The organism is Nocardia brasiliensis (assembly GCF_042691675.1).
Taxonomy (GTDB): domain Bacteria; phylum Actinomycetota; class Actinomycetes; order Mycobacteriales; family Mycobacteriaceae; genus Nocardia; species Nocardia brasiliensis_D.
In genome coordinates, this window is sequence record NZ_CP170507.1 from 2,569,923 (window position 1) to 2,585,755 (window position 15,833).

At 69.0% G+C, this 15,833-nt stretch carries 15 protein-coding genes; 10 read left to right on the top strand and 5 right to left on the bottom strand.

All coding sequences use genetic code 11. The annotated features are described in order from the left end of the window. Nucleotides 1–21: 21 nt before the first annotated feature. Nucleotides 22–2,460 (top strand): HAD-IC family P-type ATPase, encoded by a 2,439-nt coding sequence (locus tag ACFK0J_RS12005; RefSeq protein WP_378739394.1) that lies wholly within the window; start codon nucleotides 22–24, stop codon nucleotides 2,458–2,460. A 64-nt stretch (nucleotides 2,461–2,524) separates the two neighbouring features. Further along, the gene (locus ACFK0J_RS12010) at nucleotides 2,525–3,343 is read left to right on the top strand and encodes a PhzF family phenazine biosynthesis protein (protein ID WP_378739397.1); all 819 of its coding nucleotides are present in this window, start codon (nucleotides 2,525–2,527) and stop codon (nucleotides 3,341–3,343) included. A 227-nt stretch (nucleotides 3,344–3,570) separates the two neighbouring features. On the opposite strand, the gene ACFK0J_RS12015 is transcribed toward ACFK0J_RS12010, so the two are convergent. From ACFK0J_RS12015 to lspA, 3 genes are read right to left on the bottom strand one after another with little or no spacing between them, the layout of a single operon-like run. Next, a complete protein-coding gene (locus ACFK0J_RS12015) occupies nucleotides 3,571–4,236 on the bottom strand; it encodes a hypothetical protein (RefSeq protein ID WP_378739399.1) in 666 nt (221 codons plus the stop codon). Beyond that, on the bottom strand, nucleotides 4,229–5,155 hold the full coding sequence (locus tag ACFK0J_RS12020; protein WP_378739401.1) for an RluA family pseudouridine synthase: 927 nt from the start codon (nucleotides 5,153–5,155) through the stop codon (nucleotides 4,229–4,231). The genes ACFK0J_RS12015 and ACFK0J_RS12020 overlap by 8 nt, the downstream gene beginning before the upstream one ends. Further along, the gene (gene lspA, locus ACFK0J_RS12025) at nucleotides 5,152–5,787 is read right to left on the bottom strand and encodes a signal peptidase II (protein WP_378739403.1); all 636 of its coding nucleotides are present in this window, start codon (nucleotides 5,785–5,787) and stop codon (nucleotides 5,152–5,154) included. Before lspA ends, ACFK0J_RS12020 begins: the two co-directional genes overlap by 4 nt. Nucleotides 5,788–5,863: 76 nt before the next feature. Here lspA and ACFK0J_RS12030 point away from each other — a divergent pair, with 76 nt between their 5' ends. From ACFK0J_RS12030 to ACFK0J_RS12040, 3 genes are all read left to right on the top strand, one after another. Further along, nucleotides 5,864–6,817: a hypothetical protein gene (locus ACFK0J_RS12030; protein WP_378739405.1), complete on the top strand. Its 954-nt coding sequence runs from the start codon at nucleotides 5,864–5,866 to the stop codon at nucleotides 6,815–6,817. Then, nucleotides 6,805–7,542: a hypothetical protein gene (locus ACFK0J_RS12035; protein WP_378739407.1), complete on the top strand. Its 738-nt coding sequence runs from the start codon at nucleotides 6,805–6,807 to the stop codon at nucleotides 7,540–7,542. The genes ACFK0J_RS12030 and ACFK0J_RS12035 overlap by 13 nt, the downstream gene beginning before the upstream one ends. 82 nt (nucleotides 7,543–7,624) lie before the next feature. After that, nucleotides 7,625–8,086: a VOC family protein gene (locus ACFK0J_RS12040; RefSeq protein WP_378739409.1), complete on the top strand. Its 462-nt coding sequence runs from the start codon at nucleotides 7,625–7,627 to the stop codon at nucleotides 8,084–8,086. On the opposite strand, the gene ACFK0J_RS12045 is transcribed toward ACFK0J_RS12040, so the two are convergent. After that, nucleotides 8,083–8,532: a ubiquinol-cytochrome c reductase iron-sulfur subunit gene (locus ACFK0J_RS12045; protein WP_378739411.1), complete on the bottom strand. Its 450-nt coding sequence runs from the start codon at nucleotides 8,530–8,532 to the stop codon at nucleotides 8,083–8,085. The two genes, ACFK0J_RS12040 and ACFK0J_RS12045, sit on opposite strands and share 4 nt — an antisense overlap. A 461-nt stretch (nucleotides 8,533–8,993) precedes the next feature. On the opposite strand from ACFK0J_RS12045, the gene ACFK0J_RS12050 reads away from it, so the two are divergent. Continuing rightward, a complete protein-coding gene (locus ACFK0J_RS12050) occupies nucleotides 8,994–10,184 on the top strand; it encodes a Cmx/CmrA family chloramphenicol efflux MFS transporter (RefSeq protein WP_378739413.1) in 1,191 nt (396 codons plus the stop codon). 1 nt (nucleotide 10,185) lies between these two features. Here the strand turns inward: ACFK0J_RS12050 and ACFK0J_RS12055 are convergent, their stop codons facing one another. Next, the gene (locus ACFK0J_RS12055; protein WP_378739415.1) at nucleotides 10,186–13,401 is read right to left on the bottom strand and encodes a BTAD domain-containing putative transcriptional regulator; all 3,216 of its coding nucleotides are present in this window, start codon (nucleotides 13,399–13,401) and stop codon (nucleotides 10,186–10,188) included. A 114-nt stretch (nucleotides 13,402–13,515) separates the two neighbouring features. On the opposite strand from ACFK0J_RS12055, the gene ACFK0J_RS12060 reads away from it, so the two are divergent. The 4 genes from ACFK0J_RS12060 (at nucleotide 13,516) to ACFK0J_RS12075 (ending at nucleotide 15,714) form a co-directional block, all read left to right on the top strand. Next, nucleotides 13,516–14,424 carry an alpha/beta fold hydrolase gene (locus ACFK0J_RS12060; RefSeq protein ID WP_378739417.1) on the top strand — a complete coding sequence of 303 codons (909 nt, stop codon included), beginning with the start codon at nucleotides 13,516–13,518 and terminating at the stop codon, nucleotides 14,422–14,424. Further along, entirely contained in the window at nucleotides 14,421–15,002 is a 582-nt protein-coding gene (locus ACFK0J_RS12065; RefSeq protein WP_378739419.1) for an NADPH-dependent FMN reductase, read from the top strand. Before ACFK0J_RS12060 ends, ACFK0J_RS12065 begins: the two co-directional genes overlap by 4 nt. A gap of 68 nt (nucleotides 15,003–15,070) precedes the next feature. Next, entirely contained in the window at nucleotides 15,071–15,325 is a 255-nt protein-coding gene (locus ACFK0J_RS12070) for a type II toxin-antitoxin system Phd/YefM family antitoxin (RefSeq protein WP_218475914.1), read from the top strand. After that, nucleotides 15,322–15,714 (top strand): type II toxin-antitoxin system VapC family toxin, encoded by a 393-nt coding sequence (locus ACFK0J_RS12075; RefSeq protein WP_378742779.1) that lies wholly within the window; start codon nucleotides 15,322–15,324, stop codon nucleotides 15,712–15,714. Before ACFK0J_RS12070 ends, ACFK0J_RS12075 begins: the two co-directional genes overlap by 4 nt. Nucleotides 15,715–15,833 lie beyond the last annotated feature (119 nt).

Genomic DNA, 15,833 nt, shown 5'->3' on the forward strand with positions numbered 1-15,833 from the left:
TTCTCACGTAGCCTTGCGGTCATGTCGACTACCGTGCAGGCATCGCGCGCCACCGGACTGACCACGGCGGAGGTCGAGCAACGTCGCCGCGACGGGCTCAGCAACGACGTGCCGGACCGGGCCAGCCGCTCGGTCCGCGACATCATCCGGGCGAACGTCTTCACCCGGATCAACGCCATCCTCGGCGTGCTGTTCATCCTGGTACTGGCCACCGGATCGATCATCGACGGCATGTTCGGCCTGCTGATCGTCGCCAACAGCGCCGTCGGCATCATCCAGGAGGTCCGCGCCAAGCGCACCCTGGACCAGCTGGCCATCGTCAGCCAGGCCAAGCCCACCGTGCGCCGTGACGGCAAGGCGGTCGAGGTGGCGCCGCGCGAGGTGGTGCTCGACGACCTGATCGAGCTCGGCCCCGGCGACCAGATCGTGGTCGACGGCGAGGTCGAGGAGGCCTCGCTGCTGGAGATCGACGAATCGCTGCTCACCGGCGAGGCCGATCCGATCGACAAGCAGATCGGCGACCAGGTGATGTCGGGCAGCTACGTGGTCTCCGGCGGCGGCTGCTACCGCGCCACCAAGGTCGGCAAGGACGCCTACGCCGCGAAGCTGGCCGAGGAGGCCAGCAAGTTCACGCTGGTGAAGTCGGAGCTGCGCAGCGGCATCGACACCATCCTCAAGGTGATCACCTACCTGCTGATCCCGGCGGGTCTGCTGAGCATCTACAACCAGCTGGTTTCCAGCAAGGAGTCGTGGCGGCCCGCGGTGACCGGCATGGTCGCGGCGCTGGTGCCGATGGTGCCGGAGGGTCTGGTGCTGATGACTTCGGTCGCCTTCGCGGTCGGTGTGGTCCGGCTCGGGCGACGCAAGTGCCTGGTGCAGGAGTTGCCCGCCATCGAGGGCCTGGCCCGGGTGGACGTGGTGTGCGCGGACAAGACCGGCACGCTCACCGAGAACGGCATGCGGGTCTCCGATATCAAGACGCTGAATTCCTTCGAGGACAACGAGGTTCGGCAGGCGCTCGCCGCGCTGGCGGCCGACGATCCACGGCCGAACGCGAGCGTGCAGGCGATCGCGGAGGCGCTGCCGGACGGTCCCGGCTGGCAGCGGACCGCCGTCGCGCCGTTCTCCTCGGCCAAGAAGTGGAGCGGGTGCTCCTACGGCGAGCACGGCGACTGGCTGCTCGGCGCGCCCGACGTGCTGCTCGACGCGCACTCCGACGACGCCAGGATGGCAGAGGAACTCGGCTCCTCGGGCCTGCGCATCCTGTTGCTCGCTCGCGGCGATCGGCCGGTCGACGCCGCGGACGCGCCGGGCACCGTCCGGCCCGCCGCGTTGGTCGTGCTCGAGCAACGCGTCCGGCCGGACGCCAAGGAGACCCTCGAATACTTTGCCAGTCAGCATGTTTCGATCAAGGTGATCTCCGGTGACAATGCCGTCTCGGTGGGTGCGGTGGCGTCCTCGCTCGACCTGACCGGCGGCGACCACGCGGTCGACGCGCGCGGATTGCCCGAGGACCGTGAGCAACTCGCCGATGTGCTCGACCACGAGACCACCTTCGGCCGGGTGCGCCCGGACCAGAAGCGGGCCATGGTGGCCGCACTGCAATCGCGCGGCCACACCGTCGCGATGACCGGTGACGGCGTGAACGATGTGCTCGCGCTCAAGGATGCCGACATCGGTGTGGCGATGGGCGCGGGCAGCCCGGCCACCCGCGCGGTGGCGCAAATCGTGTTGCTGGACAACAAGTTCGCCACTTTGCCGTATGTGGTGGGCGAGGGCCGCCGGGTCATCGGCAATATCGAGCGGGTCTCGAATCTGTTCCTCACCAAGACCGTCTACTCGGTGCTGCTCGCCTTCCTGGTCGGTATCGCGGGCGTCGGTTCGCAGATCTTCGGTTACGACCCGATCGGGTATCCGTTCCTGCCGCGGCACGTCACGATCGCCGCCTGGTTCACCATCGGCATCCCGGCGTTCATCCTCTCGCTCGCCCCCAACAACGAGCGCGCGCGTAGCGGATTCGTCCGGCGCGTCATGCGTTTGGCCATCCCGTCCGGCGTGGTGATCGGTATCGCCACCTTCGTGGCCTACCTGATCGCCTATGCCGGTCCCGAGGCGAGCGCGCAGCAGAAGGAGCAGGCGGGCACCACCGCGTTGATCACTTTGATCATGATCGCGGTGTGGGTGCTGGCCATCGTGGCGCGGCCGTACGTGTGGTGGAAGGTGGTGCTGATCGCGACGTCCGTCGCCGCCTACCTGCTGTTGTTTACCGTCCCGTTCACCAGGGAATTCTTCAAGCTCGACCCCTCCAACGTGGCACTCACCACCGCCGCGGTGATCTGTGGCGCCATCGGCATCGTGCTCGTGGAGGTCGCCTGGTGGATCAGCGCGTCGCTGCTCGGCGAGAAGGGGCAGCTGTTCCCGACGCCGGCGGGCGGCGCCGACGACGAACTGGACACCTGACCCGGCGCGCCGCGAGAAGCCTTGTGCGAGGCGATCATTCAGTGTTGGAGTACCTTCTCCGAATATGGAGGTACTGCTGCACCAGATCGACGCGTTTGCCGACGCACCGTTCTCGGGCAACCCGGCCGCGGTGATGCCGCTCCCGTCGTGGCTCCCGGATTCGTTGCTGCAACACCTGGCCGAGGAGAACAACCTGGCCGAAACCGCCTTCTACACCGCGGAATTACCGCCGGAGGCAGGTGCGCCGCCGGGAGACTGGCCCGCCTTCCACCTCCGCTGGTTCACCCCCCTGGTCGAGGTCGACATGTGCGGGCACGCCACGGTGGCCAGTGCCGCACAGATTTTGGAGGATATGCACCCCGGCGCGGACCGAGTGAGCTTCTTCACACGCAGCGGTTGGTTACACGTCGACCGCACCGATGACGACGAATTCGTCCTCGATCTGCCCGCGGTGCCCGCCACCGCGGTGGAACCCGACATCACGCTGGTCGCCGCGCTCGGCGTGCGCCCCGTCCGCGCCTACACCGGTGCCGACGAGGTCATCGTGGTGGCCACCGAACAGGAAGTCCGCGACACCGCGCCGATCTTCACCGCGTTCCCTCCGGTGGCCCGCGGCGTCATCGTTACCGCGCGCGGCGAAACCGCCGACTTCGTCTCGCGGTTCTTCGCCCCCGGTGTCGGCGTCCTGGAGGACCCGGTCACCGGATCGGCACATGCCCAACTGGTTCCGCTCTGGGCCGACGAACTCGGCCGTACCGAACTCACCGCTCGCCAGCTGTCCCGGCGGGGCGGCAGCCTGCGTTGCGAGCTCGCCGGTGACCGGGTGCTGCTCGTCGGCCGGTGCCGCCGCTATCTGGACGGCGTTGTGCGCCTTCCGGATTGACCCGAACCATCGCGACTCGCGCGTGCGGCCACAAGGTCTCGCGCGCCGAGTCGCGCTTTGTCACCGCGCCGCAACGAACCACCTGTGCGGCGTGGTGATCTCAGGCCTCCGCCGGGATGAAGCGGGGTTGAATCATCCCGGCGGAGGCCTGTCCCGCCGGCACCGCAACGGCGGGCGACGAGTGACGATGGTGTGCCACTCGTGCCCGCGCGTCCAGGGCTCGAGGATTACTGGTCGGGGATGGGGCCGTCGTCCGGTCCGGGGAGGACGACGTCGTGTTGATCCGGGGTGAGCGGGACTACGGCGAAGCGGCCCGCCACGGCGTCGGCGGGGAGGGCTTCTACCGCGCGGATGCCGGAGTGGGCGGCGAGGTTTCGGAGTCCGGTGAGTGGGCCGCGCAGTACCAGGCCGACGGTGCAGGCGCAGCCGGAGCGGAGGCGGGCGGCGGTGCGGGCGGCGATTCGGGCGGAGCGTTCGTCGGGGGTGGTGCGGGGGAGTGACCATGCGGCCGATTCCGCGGAGGAGATCGCGGCGGCGTCGCCCGCGGGCACCGGGACGGCGATCAACGGAGTTTGCACGCGGGGGATCGAAACCTGGTAGAGCACTTGGGATATCCGCATGCCACCGCTGTGTGGCGGGATCTGTTCCGGCACCAGGGGTTCGGTGAACGAGACGAGCGCCCAGTGGTCGGCGGTGTCCGTGCCGTTCAGTGAATCCTTGGCTCGCGCAAGGTAATCCGAAACCTGCTCGCCGCGCTCCGGACCGAGTCGGTCGGTGAAGACACCTGCCTTGCGCGGCGGGTTCAGTACCCCGAGCAGCACGATGACGACAACCAGCGCGACGGCCGCCGCCGCGAGGCCGAGCACCCGAGACAGCGCCCGCCGGTCAGGCATTGCGCAGGACGTCCAGCGCGTGCTTCAGGTCGTCCGGGTACTCGCTGGTGATCTCCAGCCAGCGGCCGTCCGCGGGGTGGTTGAAGCCGAGCGAACGGGCATGCAGCCATTGCCTTTCCAGCCCGAGCCGGTCGGCCAGCCGCGGGTCGGCGCCGTAGGTGAGATCGCCACAGCATGGGTGCCGGATCGCGGAGAAGTGCACCCGGATCTGGTGCGTGCGGCCGGTTTCCAGATGGATGTCGAGCAGGCTCGCGGCCTGGAACGCCTCGACGGTGTCGTAGTGCGTGATGCTCGGTCGCCCGTCCGCGGTGACCGCGAACTTCCAGTCGTTGCCGCGGGCCCGCCCGATCGGGGCATCGATCGTGCCGCTGCTCGGGTCCGGATGTCCTTGCACCAGCGCGTGATACCGCTTGTCCACGGTGCGCTGCTTGAACGCGCGCTTGAGCACCGTGTACGCGTGCTCGGACTGCGCGACCACCATTACCCCGGAGGTGCCCACGTCGAGCCGGTGCACGATGCCCTGTCGTTCGTGCGCGCCGGAGGTGGAGATGCGGTACCCGGCCGCGGCCAGTCCACCGATCACGGTCGGTCCGGACCAGCCGACGCCGGTGTGCGCCGCGACGCCGACCGGCTTGTCCACCGCGACGATGTCGTCGTCGGCGTAGAGGATCCGCATCCCCTCGACCGGTGCGACCTCGATGGACAGTTCCCGCTTCGGCTCCGGGAAAATCACCTCGAGCCAGGCGCCCGCGGCGAGCCGATCGGATTTGCCCGCAGCGACGCCGTCGAGCTGCACGGCGCCCTCCTCGGCGAGCGCGGCGACGGCGGTGCGGGACAGGCCGAGCAACCGGGACAGGCCCGCGTCGACCCGCATGCCATCGAGCCCGTCGGGAACGGGCATGGTTCGTGTTTCCCTCATGCCGCGTTCCCCTCGCTGGTGGACTTCTTGGCGGTGGTCTCGGCCGCGGCGTCGGTGCTGTCGGGCTCGCCACGCCCGGTGCGCGTCCCGTTCGGCTCGAAGCCGAACACGGTCAACACCACCAGCAGGATCGCGCCGCAGACGATCGACGAGTCCGCCACGTTGAACACCGGCCACCAGCCGATCGCGATGAAGTCGACCACGTGCCCCTGCAACGGTCCCGGCGCACGGAAGAGGCGGTCCACCAGATTGCCGAGCGCACCGCCGAGCACCATGCCGAGCCCGATGGCCCACCACAGCGACCGCAGCGTGCGCCCGATCCGCACCACGCCGATCACCACGGCCGTCGCGACCAGCGTCAGCAGCCAGGTCATGCCGGTCGCCATCGAGAAGGCGGCACCGGGATTGCGCACCAGGCTCAGCCGGGCGAAGTCGCCGATGATCGACACCGGCTGGCCCGGTTTCAGGTTCGCCACGACGATGCTCTTGGTGAGCAGGTCGAGTCCGAGCAGGATTACCGCGATGACGAGTAAGGTTCGCAGCCGCTGGGGCGGAGTCGCTGGTTTCGCCTCCTCGGCGGTGTTTGCTGGGTTCTCCTCGGGCGGCGGGTCATCACTCACACGCACCATCATCTCTCGAGCTACGCGACACCTTGTGCGGTGGTCACCCGCAAGTCCCAGCTGACACTCAGGAACCGGTCGTACTCTGTTGCTCGTGACGGTGTTGTCTTCCCACCACATCCCCAGGATCGCGCGCTCGGGTGTGTTGCTCTTAGTGCTCGCGGTCGGGCTGACCGCGTTCGGAACCGGTTGCAGCGACGGCGCCGAGTCGCGTTCGGAGTCCGACAGCACCGAGCCGCTCGGCATCGGCAAAGAGGTGACCGTGCCGATCCCGGCCGCGATCACCACCGTCGTGTCGCCGGGCGCCGACCCGCGCTCGCTGCTGCGGCCCGACTATCCGGCGGGCACCGTGCAGCAGGTGACGCTGCATACCTCGCATCGGATCGAGCAGCAGATCAACGATCAGCCCGCCCGCGACTTCTCCGCGCCCGACCTGTCGATCCCGATGACCGCGCACACCGACGCGGATGGCATCGATCTCACGCTCGGCACCGTCACCACCCCGGACCCGTCGCTGGCCAAGGCGCTCACCAAGACCGGTGGTTCGCATGCCGGATTCGATCTGAGCGACCTCGGCGCCATCACCGCGCTGCGGCTCGAACCTTCCCCGGACACCTCCAACCCGGCCAGGGCCGCGCTGGAACAGGCCTTCTATCAAGCGGTCTACCGCTCGATCGCGTTCCCCGACCAGCCGGTCGGCGAGGGCGCGGTGTGGACGGTGCGCCAGGAAGTCAGCGGCGGGGTCACCCTCGAGCAGATCACCACGGCGACGCTGACCAAGCGCGAGGGTGACCGGCTGACCATCGAATTGGACGTCACGCAGCAGCCGAAGTCCGCGGTGTGGAACCTGCCCAACAACGCGGGCAAGCTCGACATCCAGGATTACGTCATGCAGGGCACCGGCACCATCACCGTCGATCTCGGGTTGCCGCTGCCGGTCTCCGGGACCATCACGGTGGGCGGACATCAGGGCTATCGCGATCCGCGCAGCTCGAGCGTGCTGCAGCAGACGATCGACACGCAGGTGTCGTGGACGGAGTGACCCGCGGCCGCGGCCTGTTGCTGGCCGTCGCGACCGCCGCGTTCGCCGCGTTCGCCGCGGCATGCGGGTCGTCGGACTCGGCGGCCCCCGATTCGGCGGAGTTGCCGCCGCTCGGCCCGGTCACGGCCGCGGCGCCGGTGACCGGGACACCGATCGCCGACGCCGGTCGGTTACGCGAGCAACTGCTGATGGCAGCGAACCTGCCGCCGAACTTCACCGCGCTACCCGCCCGCGCCGATGCGCCCGCGGGTGTCCAGCAGGCAGCGCCGACCGATCCGGCGGAATGCGCGAAAGTGCTGACGCCGCTGGGCGCGCAGCGGTCCGGCGCGCTGGCCACGGCCGCCGTTCAGTACGCGGGGCCGAGTTTCTCCAGCATCGACATCGATGCGGCGAGTTTCCCGAATGACGCGGTGGCGTCCGTGTTTTCGGACGTGCAGGCGACATTGCGCCGCTGCACCCACTATTCCGGTGCCGACGCCACCGATATTCCGGTCGACTACCGCGTCGGTGGTTTCGCGCCACCCCAGGCCGGGGACGCGGTCACCGCCTTCGAGGTGCGCGCCAGCAGCGATGGGCTGACGCTGCATTCCGCGGTCGCGATCGTGCAGGTCGGCAGCACGCTGGCCCAGGTGGCGGTGACCGCGCCGGAACCGGTCGATGCCAAGGTGCTCAGCGATCTCACCGCCGCGCAGGTGCGTCGCTTGCACGGTGTTTCGGGGCCTTGATCAGGGCGGATTCGCCATGCTCGGCCATCCGGCGGGGCTACGCTCGACAAGGTCCGACACATCGCCTCGACGGAGGTTCCTCATGTCTGATGTCAAGCCCGTTCCCGACGGGTATCCGGTGGTGTCACCGGGACTCGCGATCGACGGCGCCGCGGCCGCGATCGATTTCTACAAGCACGTGTTCGGCGCATCGGAGCGGATGCGTATGCCGGGGCCGGACGGCAAGGTCGCGCACTGCGAGTTGATGTTCGGAAATTCGCTGGTCATGGTCGGCGATCCGTCCGAGGAGATGGATTTCCTCGACCCGAAGCGGTTCGGTGGGACTCCGGTCAACCTGTACGTGTACGTCGAGGACGCGGATGCCGCGTTTTCCGCCGCACTCAGCGCCGGGGCCAGGGAACTCACCCCGATGACCACGCAGTTCTACGGCGACCGCAGCGGCGCCTTCGAGGACCCGTGGGGTCATCGCTGGACCGTGGCCACCCACATCGAGGACGTCCCGCCGGACGAGATGGATCGGCGGATGGCGGAACTGTTCGGCTAGCCCGCCTGCACCGAATCACCCACGACTCGAACAGCTTTCGAGGGCAGCGGCTTGGTCGCCGGGCCGTTCGAGACCGAACCGTCCAGGCGGAACCTGCTGCCGTGGCAGGGACAGTTGACGGTGCCGTCGGACACCGAGGTCACCTTGCAACCGGCATGCGTGCAGACCGCGGACAGGCCGATGAACGTGCCTGCGTGCGGCTGGGTCACCACGGTGTCGCCGACGATCACCCCGCCACCGACCGGGATGTCGGCGGTCTTGGCGAGCGTTTTGCCGCCGGTCCGGTCGGTTGTCGCCGATGTGCCGTTCGGCGTGGGAGTCGCTGGGGCAGTGGAGTTCTCCTTGCCGTTGGTGGTGCAAGCGGCCAGCGCCGCCGCCGCGACAACGGCGCCCGCGCCTGCCGCGACCACACCGCGGCGGGTGCGAACCGATTCGTCGTGCGTCATGGGGTCTCCTCGATGTGCGGCCGTCGACCTACCGGCCGAAGCGATCCCCGAGCTCCACGCTGCGCCGGTACCGCTCTTCGCATTGTCGAACGGGGCAGCGCACCTATCGGTTCGAACCGACATTCCCGACACCCGCGAATCGGCGTGTCGACGCACGAATTCCGCGCGCGAATAATGCGGTGGACGAGCGGGCACACTCTCCGCTAGCGTCTGGCCCATGTCCAGTCCAGAGGCGTCCAGACACTAGCCACCGGTTCTTCGGTGGCTATTTGTGATCACATTCGCGCCGCCGAATCACCGTCGCACGGACTGTCTTTCCGCGATTTCCGCTATGCCGGTCTCGCGTTCCGCTATGCGGTTACCTCCGCACGCCCCGCCTGGATCCGCTGTGTAAGCAGCCGGTGCCCGGTCGTTGCGGCGTGCCAGTGATCGCACACCACTGCGACCGTGGAGTTCTGCTCATGCCTTTTGTCATCTATATCCTGGGACTGGCGGTATTCGCCCAGGGAACGTCCGAATTCATGCTGTCCGGCCTGGTGCCCGACATCGCCGCCGAACTGAATGTCTCCGTCCCCGCCGCGGGCGCGCTGACCTCGGCCTTCGCCGTGGGGATGATCGTCGGGGCGCCGCTGATGGCGGTGCTGTCCTTGCGCTGGCCGCGGCGACGAGCACTGCTCGTCTTCCTGCTCGGGTTTCTGATCGTGCACGTCGTCGGTGCGGTCAGCACCAGCTTCGCCGTGCTCGTCACGACCAGAGTCCTCGGCGCATTGGCCAACGCCGGCTTCCTCGCCGTCGGCCTGGCGACGGCGACCAGCATGGTCGAGCCGAACGCGAAGGGGCGGGCCACCTCGGTGCTGTTGAGCGGCATCACGCTCGCCTGTGTCGCCGGTGTGCCCGCGGGCGCCGTGCTCGGCCAGGCGTTCGGGTGGCGTTCGGCGTTCTGGGCGGTGGCCGTCGTCTCCGCACCGGCCGCCTACGGCATCCTGCGATCGGTGCCGAACACCGTCCCGGCCAGCGGCACCGCGGCAGCTCCCAGCGCACGCCGGGAATCACGGGTCCTGCGCCGTCCTCGACTGCTGGTCCTGCTGCTCTGCGGTGCCCTGGTCAATGCGGGCACCTTCTGCACGTTCACCTATCTGGCGCCACTCGTGACCGAGGTCAGTGGACTCACCCCGGCGTGGGTACCGGCCGCGCTGGCGCTGTTCGGGCTCGGGTCGTTCGCCGGTGTGACCGTCGGCGGTCGGATGGCGGACTCGCGGCCGCTGCGGCTGCTGATTCCCGGCGGCATCGTGCTGCTCGCCGGGTGGCTGCTCGGCACCGTGGCCGCGGGCAGCGCGAGTGTGGTGTTCCCGCTGGTCTTCGTTCAGGGAGCGCTGTCGTTCGCCGTCGGATCGACGCTCATCGCGCAGGTGCTGTATGCGGCGACCGAGGCGCCGTCGCTGGGTGGTGCCTTCGCGACCGCCGCGCTGAATGTCGGCGCGGCGGTCGGCCCCGCCCTCGGCGGTCTGGCCATCGGTGCCGGGTTGGGCTTCCGCTCTCCGTTGGGGGTCAGCGCGTTGCTGGTGGCGGCGGCATTCGTCGCGGCAGGCGCGGCCGAGGTGCTCCGGCGGATCAGGTCGAGTTCCGCTGACCAGGTGCTGATCTCGCGCTGAGCTACGCCGAGGCGGTGGTACCCGCTGACTCGGCGGCCAGCGTATGGGCTTCCAGCACCGTCATTTTCGATCCCGCGGTGTGTGCCGAGGCGAAGGCGGTGTCGCCGAGCGCCGCCCGGACAGCCGCGGTCGGGCGGTCGATGTCCGGGCGTTCCGCGGGCAGCAAGGGTATGCCATTGGCCGCACGGGCCGCCTCGGCCGCACCGAGCAACCGTGCGGCGGTGTCGAATTCGTCGAGTGCCGCGGCGGCTGCGGCAAGTCCGGCCAGGGCGAAGGCGGTATCGCGCGGTGCTTCGATGCGCAGGGCTCCGTCGAGGGCGGTCAGGTGCATGGCGAGGGCGGCGGCGGGCTCGCCGCGTTGTTCGAGGAGGTAGCCGAGTTCGACTTGGACCATGGGGAGGAACAGCGGGGTTTCCTCGGCCGCGGGCCCGACGAAGGCCAGTAGCTCGTGCAGGATCTGTTCGGCGACATCGGGATTGCCGGTGCGGCGAGCGGTGAAGGCGAGGACGACCGAGGCGAACAAGCGGGCGGGACCGTAGCCGTGTTCGGCGGCAACCTGCATGGCCTGTTCGCCGAGGGACTGAGCGCGATCGAACTCGGTGTGCTGCATGGCGATCCAGCCCAGCCAGCACAGGTGAGTGCACACCTGGCCCCACAGCTCCAGCTCCTGCGCCAAACCCAAGGCCTCGGCGTGGATGTCGGCGGCACCGGACAGATCGCCGATCAATTCGGCGAGGCCGCCGAGCCATTCGGCGGCTTGCAGTCGGCCCCAGCGGTCATCGATCTCGGCGAACAGTCGCGCGGCTGCGCGAGCGTGCTGCTCGAGCGCCACCAGATCGACCCGGCTGTGCGAAGCCTTCGCCAAAGCGACGTGCCCGAGCGCGACACCCCAGCGATCGCCGAGTCGCTCGCACACCGGAAGTGCCTGGCGCACCAGGGCTTCCAACTCGGGCAGGTCGCCGGACTCGAGCGCCGAGAAGGCGAGGAACAGCTCGGCCCGCGCCCGGCCTGCCGGATCGTCGACGGTGTCGTACATCGCCGCGATCTCGCTCCGCCTGGCCGCGCCGTCGGTGAATTCCCCCTGTTGAAATGTGAACCCGAGGCGCCAGGCGAAGGCGGGCGCGCGCCGCGACGGCGAACCACCCAGTGCCAGCGCGGCATCGAACCAGCGCCGCGCCTCGGTCAATCGGCCACGCAACAGCCAGTACCAGGCGAGCGCGTTCACCAGCCGCAAGGCCTCGTCGGCGGCACCGGCTCGGACGAATCCAGCCAGCGCCGCACGCAGATTCGCGGCCTCGGCATCCAGCCGACGCAACCACCGCTGCTGATCCGCCCCGTGCAGTTCGGGCGCTGCCCGCTCGGCCAGCCCCAGGTAATACCGATGATGCGCCCGATACACGGCCTCGAACTCACCCGCTTCGGCCAGCCGATCCAGACTGAACGCCGCCACCGACTCGAGCAGCCGATACCGTCGCCCCGCCGCCTGCACGAGGGACCGATCCACCAGCCGCGCAACAATATCGGCGACGGTGGACGAGTCCAGCTCCGCTGTGCCGCAGACGTCTTCAGCGGCCGCCAACGTGCAGCCACCCGCGTGCACCGCGAGTCTGCGCAGCACGACCTGCTCGGCCTCGTCGAGCAGACCCCAGCTCCAGTCGATCATCGCGGTCAGCGTCTGCTGGCGGGGCGGCGCGCCACGGTGACCGGTCGCGAGCAGCCGGAATCGGTCGTCGAGGCGGGCGACCATCTCGTGGACGCCGAGCGCGCGCACGCGAGTCGCCGCCAATTCCAGGGCGAGCGGGATGCCGTCGAGTCTGCGGCACAGGGTCGCGACCGGTTCCGCGGTGTCGGCGTCGAGGACGAAGTCGCGGGCGCTCGCGCGGGCGCGGGTGACGAAAAGCTGTACCGCGCTGGCCTGTTCGAGGGCGGCGACGTCCGCATCGGGGGGCGGTACCGCCAGTGGTCGCACCTCGACGACGTCCTCGCCCGGCAGCCGCAGCTGCTCCTGGCTGGTGGCCAGGATGTGCAGGTTCGGTGCCGCGCCGAGCAGCAATTCAGCGAGATCGGCGGCGTGCTCGACGACGTGTTCGCAGTTGTCCAGAACCAGCAGCACGTCCTGCTCGGCGAGCACCTCGCACAGCAACTCGGCCGGGTCGGCGCCGTCGGTGGCTCGGATACCGAGCACTTGCGACACCGCCTCGACGAGGAAGGTCGCCCCGTCGGCGGCGGTAGGTCGCAGTGGTGCCAGCTCGACTAGCCAGGTGCCCTGCGGGAATCGGTCGCTCGAGGCCGCGGCGGCGGCCAAGGCGAGCCGGGTCTTGCCGACGCCGCCGGGGCCGGTCAGCGTGACGAGCCGGGCCGCACCGATGGCACGACGGAGCTCGGCGAGATCCACCTCGCGGCCGATGAGTTCGGTGCGTTGCGCGGGAATGTTCGAACTACGCCGCCGCAGCACGGTTTCCGGTCGAGGCGCGGCCAGTTCCAGGTCCTGACCGAGGATCGACCGGTGCAACGCCACCAGCTCGGGACTCGGGTCGAGGCCGAGCTCGTCGGCCAGTTGCCTGCGCAGGTCTTCGTAGCTGTCGAGCGCCGCCGCCTGCCGGCCCGCGCCGTACAGCGCGCGCAATTGGGCGGCGCGAAGTCGTTCGCGCAGTGGATGTTCGGCGACTACGGTGGCGAGATCACTGGCGACGTCACGGTATTCACCCAACGAAAGGCGCGTCTCGGCGAGCTCTTCCACCGCGACGAGACGTTGTTCCTCCAGTTGCGCGATGGCGGGCTGAGCGAAGGCGGCGTCGCGGAAGTCGGCGAACGCGGGACCGCGCCACAGGCTCAACGCTTCGGTAAGTGCGCGGGCCCGGTCGGTCGGCTCGGGTGTCTCGCGTGCGGTCGCCACGAGTGCGCGAAACCGCAGCGCGTCGAGTTCGGTGGTGGCGAGCCGGTAGCCGGGCGGTGGCGAGACCACCAGATCGCGGCCGCCGGGTTCGGCGTCTTCCAGCGCCCGGCGCAGCTGGGATGCCTTGGCGGCGAGGGTGCCCGCCGGATTGCCGGGCGGATCGTCGGCCCAGATGTCATCGATGAGCCGGTCTCCCGATACCGGCTGCCCGGCGCTGACCAGCAGGTCGGCCAACAGCGCGCGCACCTTGGCGCCGGGGATCGGCACGACGGTGCCCGAGTCCGTCCAGACCGTCAACGGACCGAGCACACCGAAACGCATACGGGCAGCTTAGCGACGCTGCGACCGAGTGGAATCGGACCGTAAACAAACCGGAAGGTGCCCCGGCCAGAGTTGGTCACAACGCGGAACCAACCCCCCACAAGGAGCATCGACATGAAACTCACCACCGTCTTCGCCGCCGCCGCACTCGCCGCGACCGCCCTGCTGTCCGGCTGCGGATCCGCCGACGACACCACGCGGTCCGAGCCCGCCACGCCCGGCGCCTACGCCGACGTGAACGGCCTGCACATGTACTACGAGGTGCACGGCGGCCCGACCCAGCAGCCGCCGCTGGTTCTGCTGCACGGCGCGCTGTCCGGCATCGGCACCGACTTCGGCCAGCTCATCCCGGAACTGTCCAAGACCCGCCAGGTGATCGCCGTGGAACAGCAGGCGCACGGCCGCACCGCCGACATCGACCGACCGCTGCGCACCCCGCAGATGGCCGAGGACACCGTGGCGCTGCTGCGCACCCTCGGCGTGCAGCGCGCCGACGTGCTCGGCTACAGCATGGGGGCCGGTGTCGCCCTGCAGATTTCGCTCAACCATCCGGACCTGGTGCGCAAGCAGATCCTGGCCGCGGGTGGGCTCGACGCGAGCGCGATGCATCCCGGTCTGCTGGACGGCATCGCCGACCTGAAGCCCGAACACCTGCACGGGTCGCCGTTCCACGACGACTACCTGAAGAACGCGCCACGCCCGGAAGACTTCCCGCGCCTGGTCGAGCGGGTTCGAGAGCACGACCAGAACGCGATTCCGGCGGTGTCCGCGGATGCGGCGCGCCAGCTCGAGGCGCCGACGCTGACCGTGATCGGTGATTCCGACATCGTCCGGCCCGAGCACGCGGTCGAGATGTTCCGGCTGTTCGGCGGCGGCATCATGGGCGACACCCCGGAAGGCCTGCCGAATTCCCAACTGGCCATCCTGCCCGGCACCTCGCACATCACCCTGGTGCACCGTCCCGAATTGCTGCTGCCGATGATCCCGGCCTTCCTCGACGCCCCGATCAAGGACGCCCGATGACCGACGACCGATTGCGGGTGGCGCTGATCGTCGGCAGCACCCGCACCGGGCGGTTCGGGCCGACCGTGGCCGATTGGTTCGCCGGTCGGCTGCGGCGCCGCGATCTCGACCTGGACCGCATCGACCTCGCAACCGCCGGACTGCCCGACCAGCTGACCGGACACGACGAACCGGCCCCCGCCGCCGTGCGGGAACTCGGCGACCGGCTGATCGCGGCCGACGCTTTCGTCGTGGTCACCCCCGAATACAACCGCAGCTTCCCAGCGGCGGTGAAGAACGCCATCGACTGGTTCGACAACGAATGGGCAGCCAAACCGGTCACCGTCGTCGGCTACGGCAGCGACGCCGACGGTGGTCACGCCGCCGCCCAATTACGTCAGGTATTCGGCGAACTGAACGCCGTCCCCATCCGCCGCACCGTCACCATCGCCAAGGCCTGGCAGCGCTTCGCCGCCGACGGCAGCTGGCCCCGCCACGACCCCGAACTGGAAGAAGCCGTCAACGGCCTACTCGACCAACTCCTCTGGTGGGCCACAGCCCTACGCACCGCCCGCACCACCACCCCCTTCGTGCGGTAACGGAAGGCCTGGTAGGCCACGTCAGCCAGGTCATTGCTACACCTGTAGCGAAGCGCTACAGTCGTAGCATGACAGCTCTGCCCGCCCGTGATCTCCGCAATCACACAGCGGAGATCCTCCGACGGGTCGAAGCCGGAGAAGAGATCGAAATCCTGAAAGACAATCGTCCGGTGGCGAAGATCATCCCGCTACCTCGGCGGAGGCAATGGATTCCGGCGTCGGAAATAGTCAAGGAACTGGTCCGGCTCGGACCGGACAGCACAGGCCTCAGCGAAGAGTTGCGCGAAACCCTGACCGAGACGACGGATGACCTGCGGTGGTGAACACGGAACAGGCGCTGGCTGATACCTCTGTATTCATCGGCTTGGAAGCACAACGCTTCGATCCGGCGCTGATCGAGGGATATGAGTGGGGTGTCTCGGTGATCACCTTGGGTGAACTGCGCCTGGGCGTTCTGCATGCGACCGATCCGGAGTCGGCGGCGCGACGGCTGTCGACATATCAGCTGGCGCAACGGTTTCAGCCGTTGGAAGTCGACGAAACAGTCGCCGAGCACTGGGCGTTGCTCGTCTCGCGTTTGCGGGCCGCCGGACGCAAAGTGCCGATAAACGACAGCTGGATCGCGGCCACGGCAATGGCCTACAACATTCCCATCGTGACCCAGGACGGCGATTACGCTGCCATGACGGATTTGCGGATCATCAACCTCTGACAGGTGTTCGGCAGGCGGCGGACCCGGTCCCCCTCATCGTTGCGGTGGCCGGGTCCGCCGATGTGGGGTTACCCCTTGGTGATTGGTCGGGAAACCTCGGGGTGGGGCGGGGGATCTTG

Excerpts from the sequence above, each read along its gene's own strand:
- ACFK0J_RS12055 (WP_378739415.1), bottom strand. The coding sequence starts at position 13,401 with ATGCGTTTCGGTGTGCTCGGTCCGTTGACGGTCTGGACGGACTCGGGC.
- ACFK0J_RS12040 (WP_378739409.1), top strand. The coding sequence starts at position 7,625 with ATGTCTGATGTCAAGCCCGTTCCCGACGGGTATCCGGTGGTGTCACCG.
- ACFK0J_RS12015 (WP_378739399.1), bottom strand. The coding sequence starts at position 4,236 with ATGCCTGACCGGCGGGCGCTGTCTCGGGTGCTCGGCCTCGCGGCGGCG.
- ACFK0J_RS12050 (WP_378739413.1), top strand. The coding sequence starts at position 8,994 with ATGCCTTTTGTCATCTATATCCTGGGACTGGCGGTATTCGCCCAGGGA.
- ACFK0J_RS12010 (WP_378739397.1), top strand. The coding sequence starts at position 2,525 with ATGGAGGTACTGCTGCACCAGATCGACGCGTTTGCCGACGCACCGTTC.
- ACFK0J_RS12060 (WP_378739417.1), top strand. The coding sequence starts at position 13,516 with ATGAAACTCACCACCGTCTTCGCCGCCGCCGCACTCGCCGCGACCGCC.
- ACFK0J_RS12005 (WP_378739394.1), top strand. The coding sequence starts at position 22 with ATGTCGACTACCGTGCAGGCATCGCGCGCCACCGGACTGACCACGGCG.
- ACFK0J_RS12045 (WP_378739411.1), bottom strand. The coding sequence starts at position 8,532 with ATGACGCACGACGAATCGGTTCGCACCCGCCGCGGTGTGGTCGCGGCA.
- lspA (WP_378739403.1), bottom strand. The coding sequence starts at position 5,787 with ATGATGGTGCGTGTGAGTGATGACCCGCCGCCCGAGGAGAACCCAGCA.
- ACFK0J_RS12070 (WP_218475914.1), top strand. The coding sequence starts at position 15,071 with ATGACAGCTCTGCCCGCCCGTGATCTCCGCAATCACACAGCGGAGATC.
- ACFK0J_RS12020 (WP_378739401.1), bottom strand. The coding sequence starts at position 5,155 with ATGAGGGAAACACGAACCATGCCCGTTCCCGACGGGCTCGATGGCATG.
- ACFK0J_RS12065 (WP_378739419.1), top strand. The coding sequence starts at position 14,421 with ATGACCGACGACCGATTGCGGGTGGCGCTGATCGTCGGCAGCACCCGC.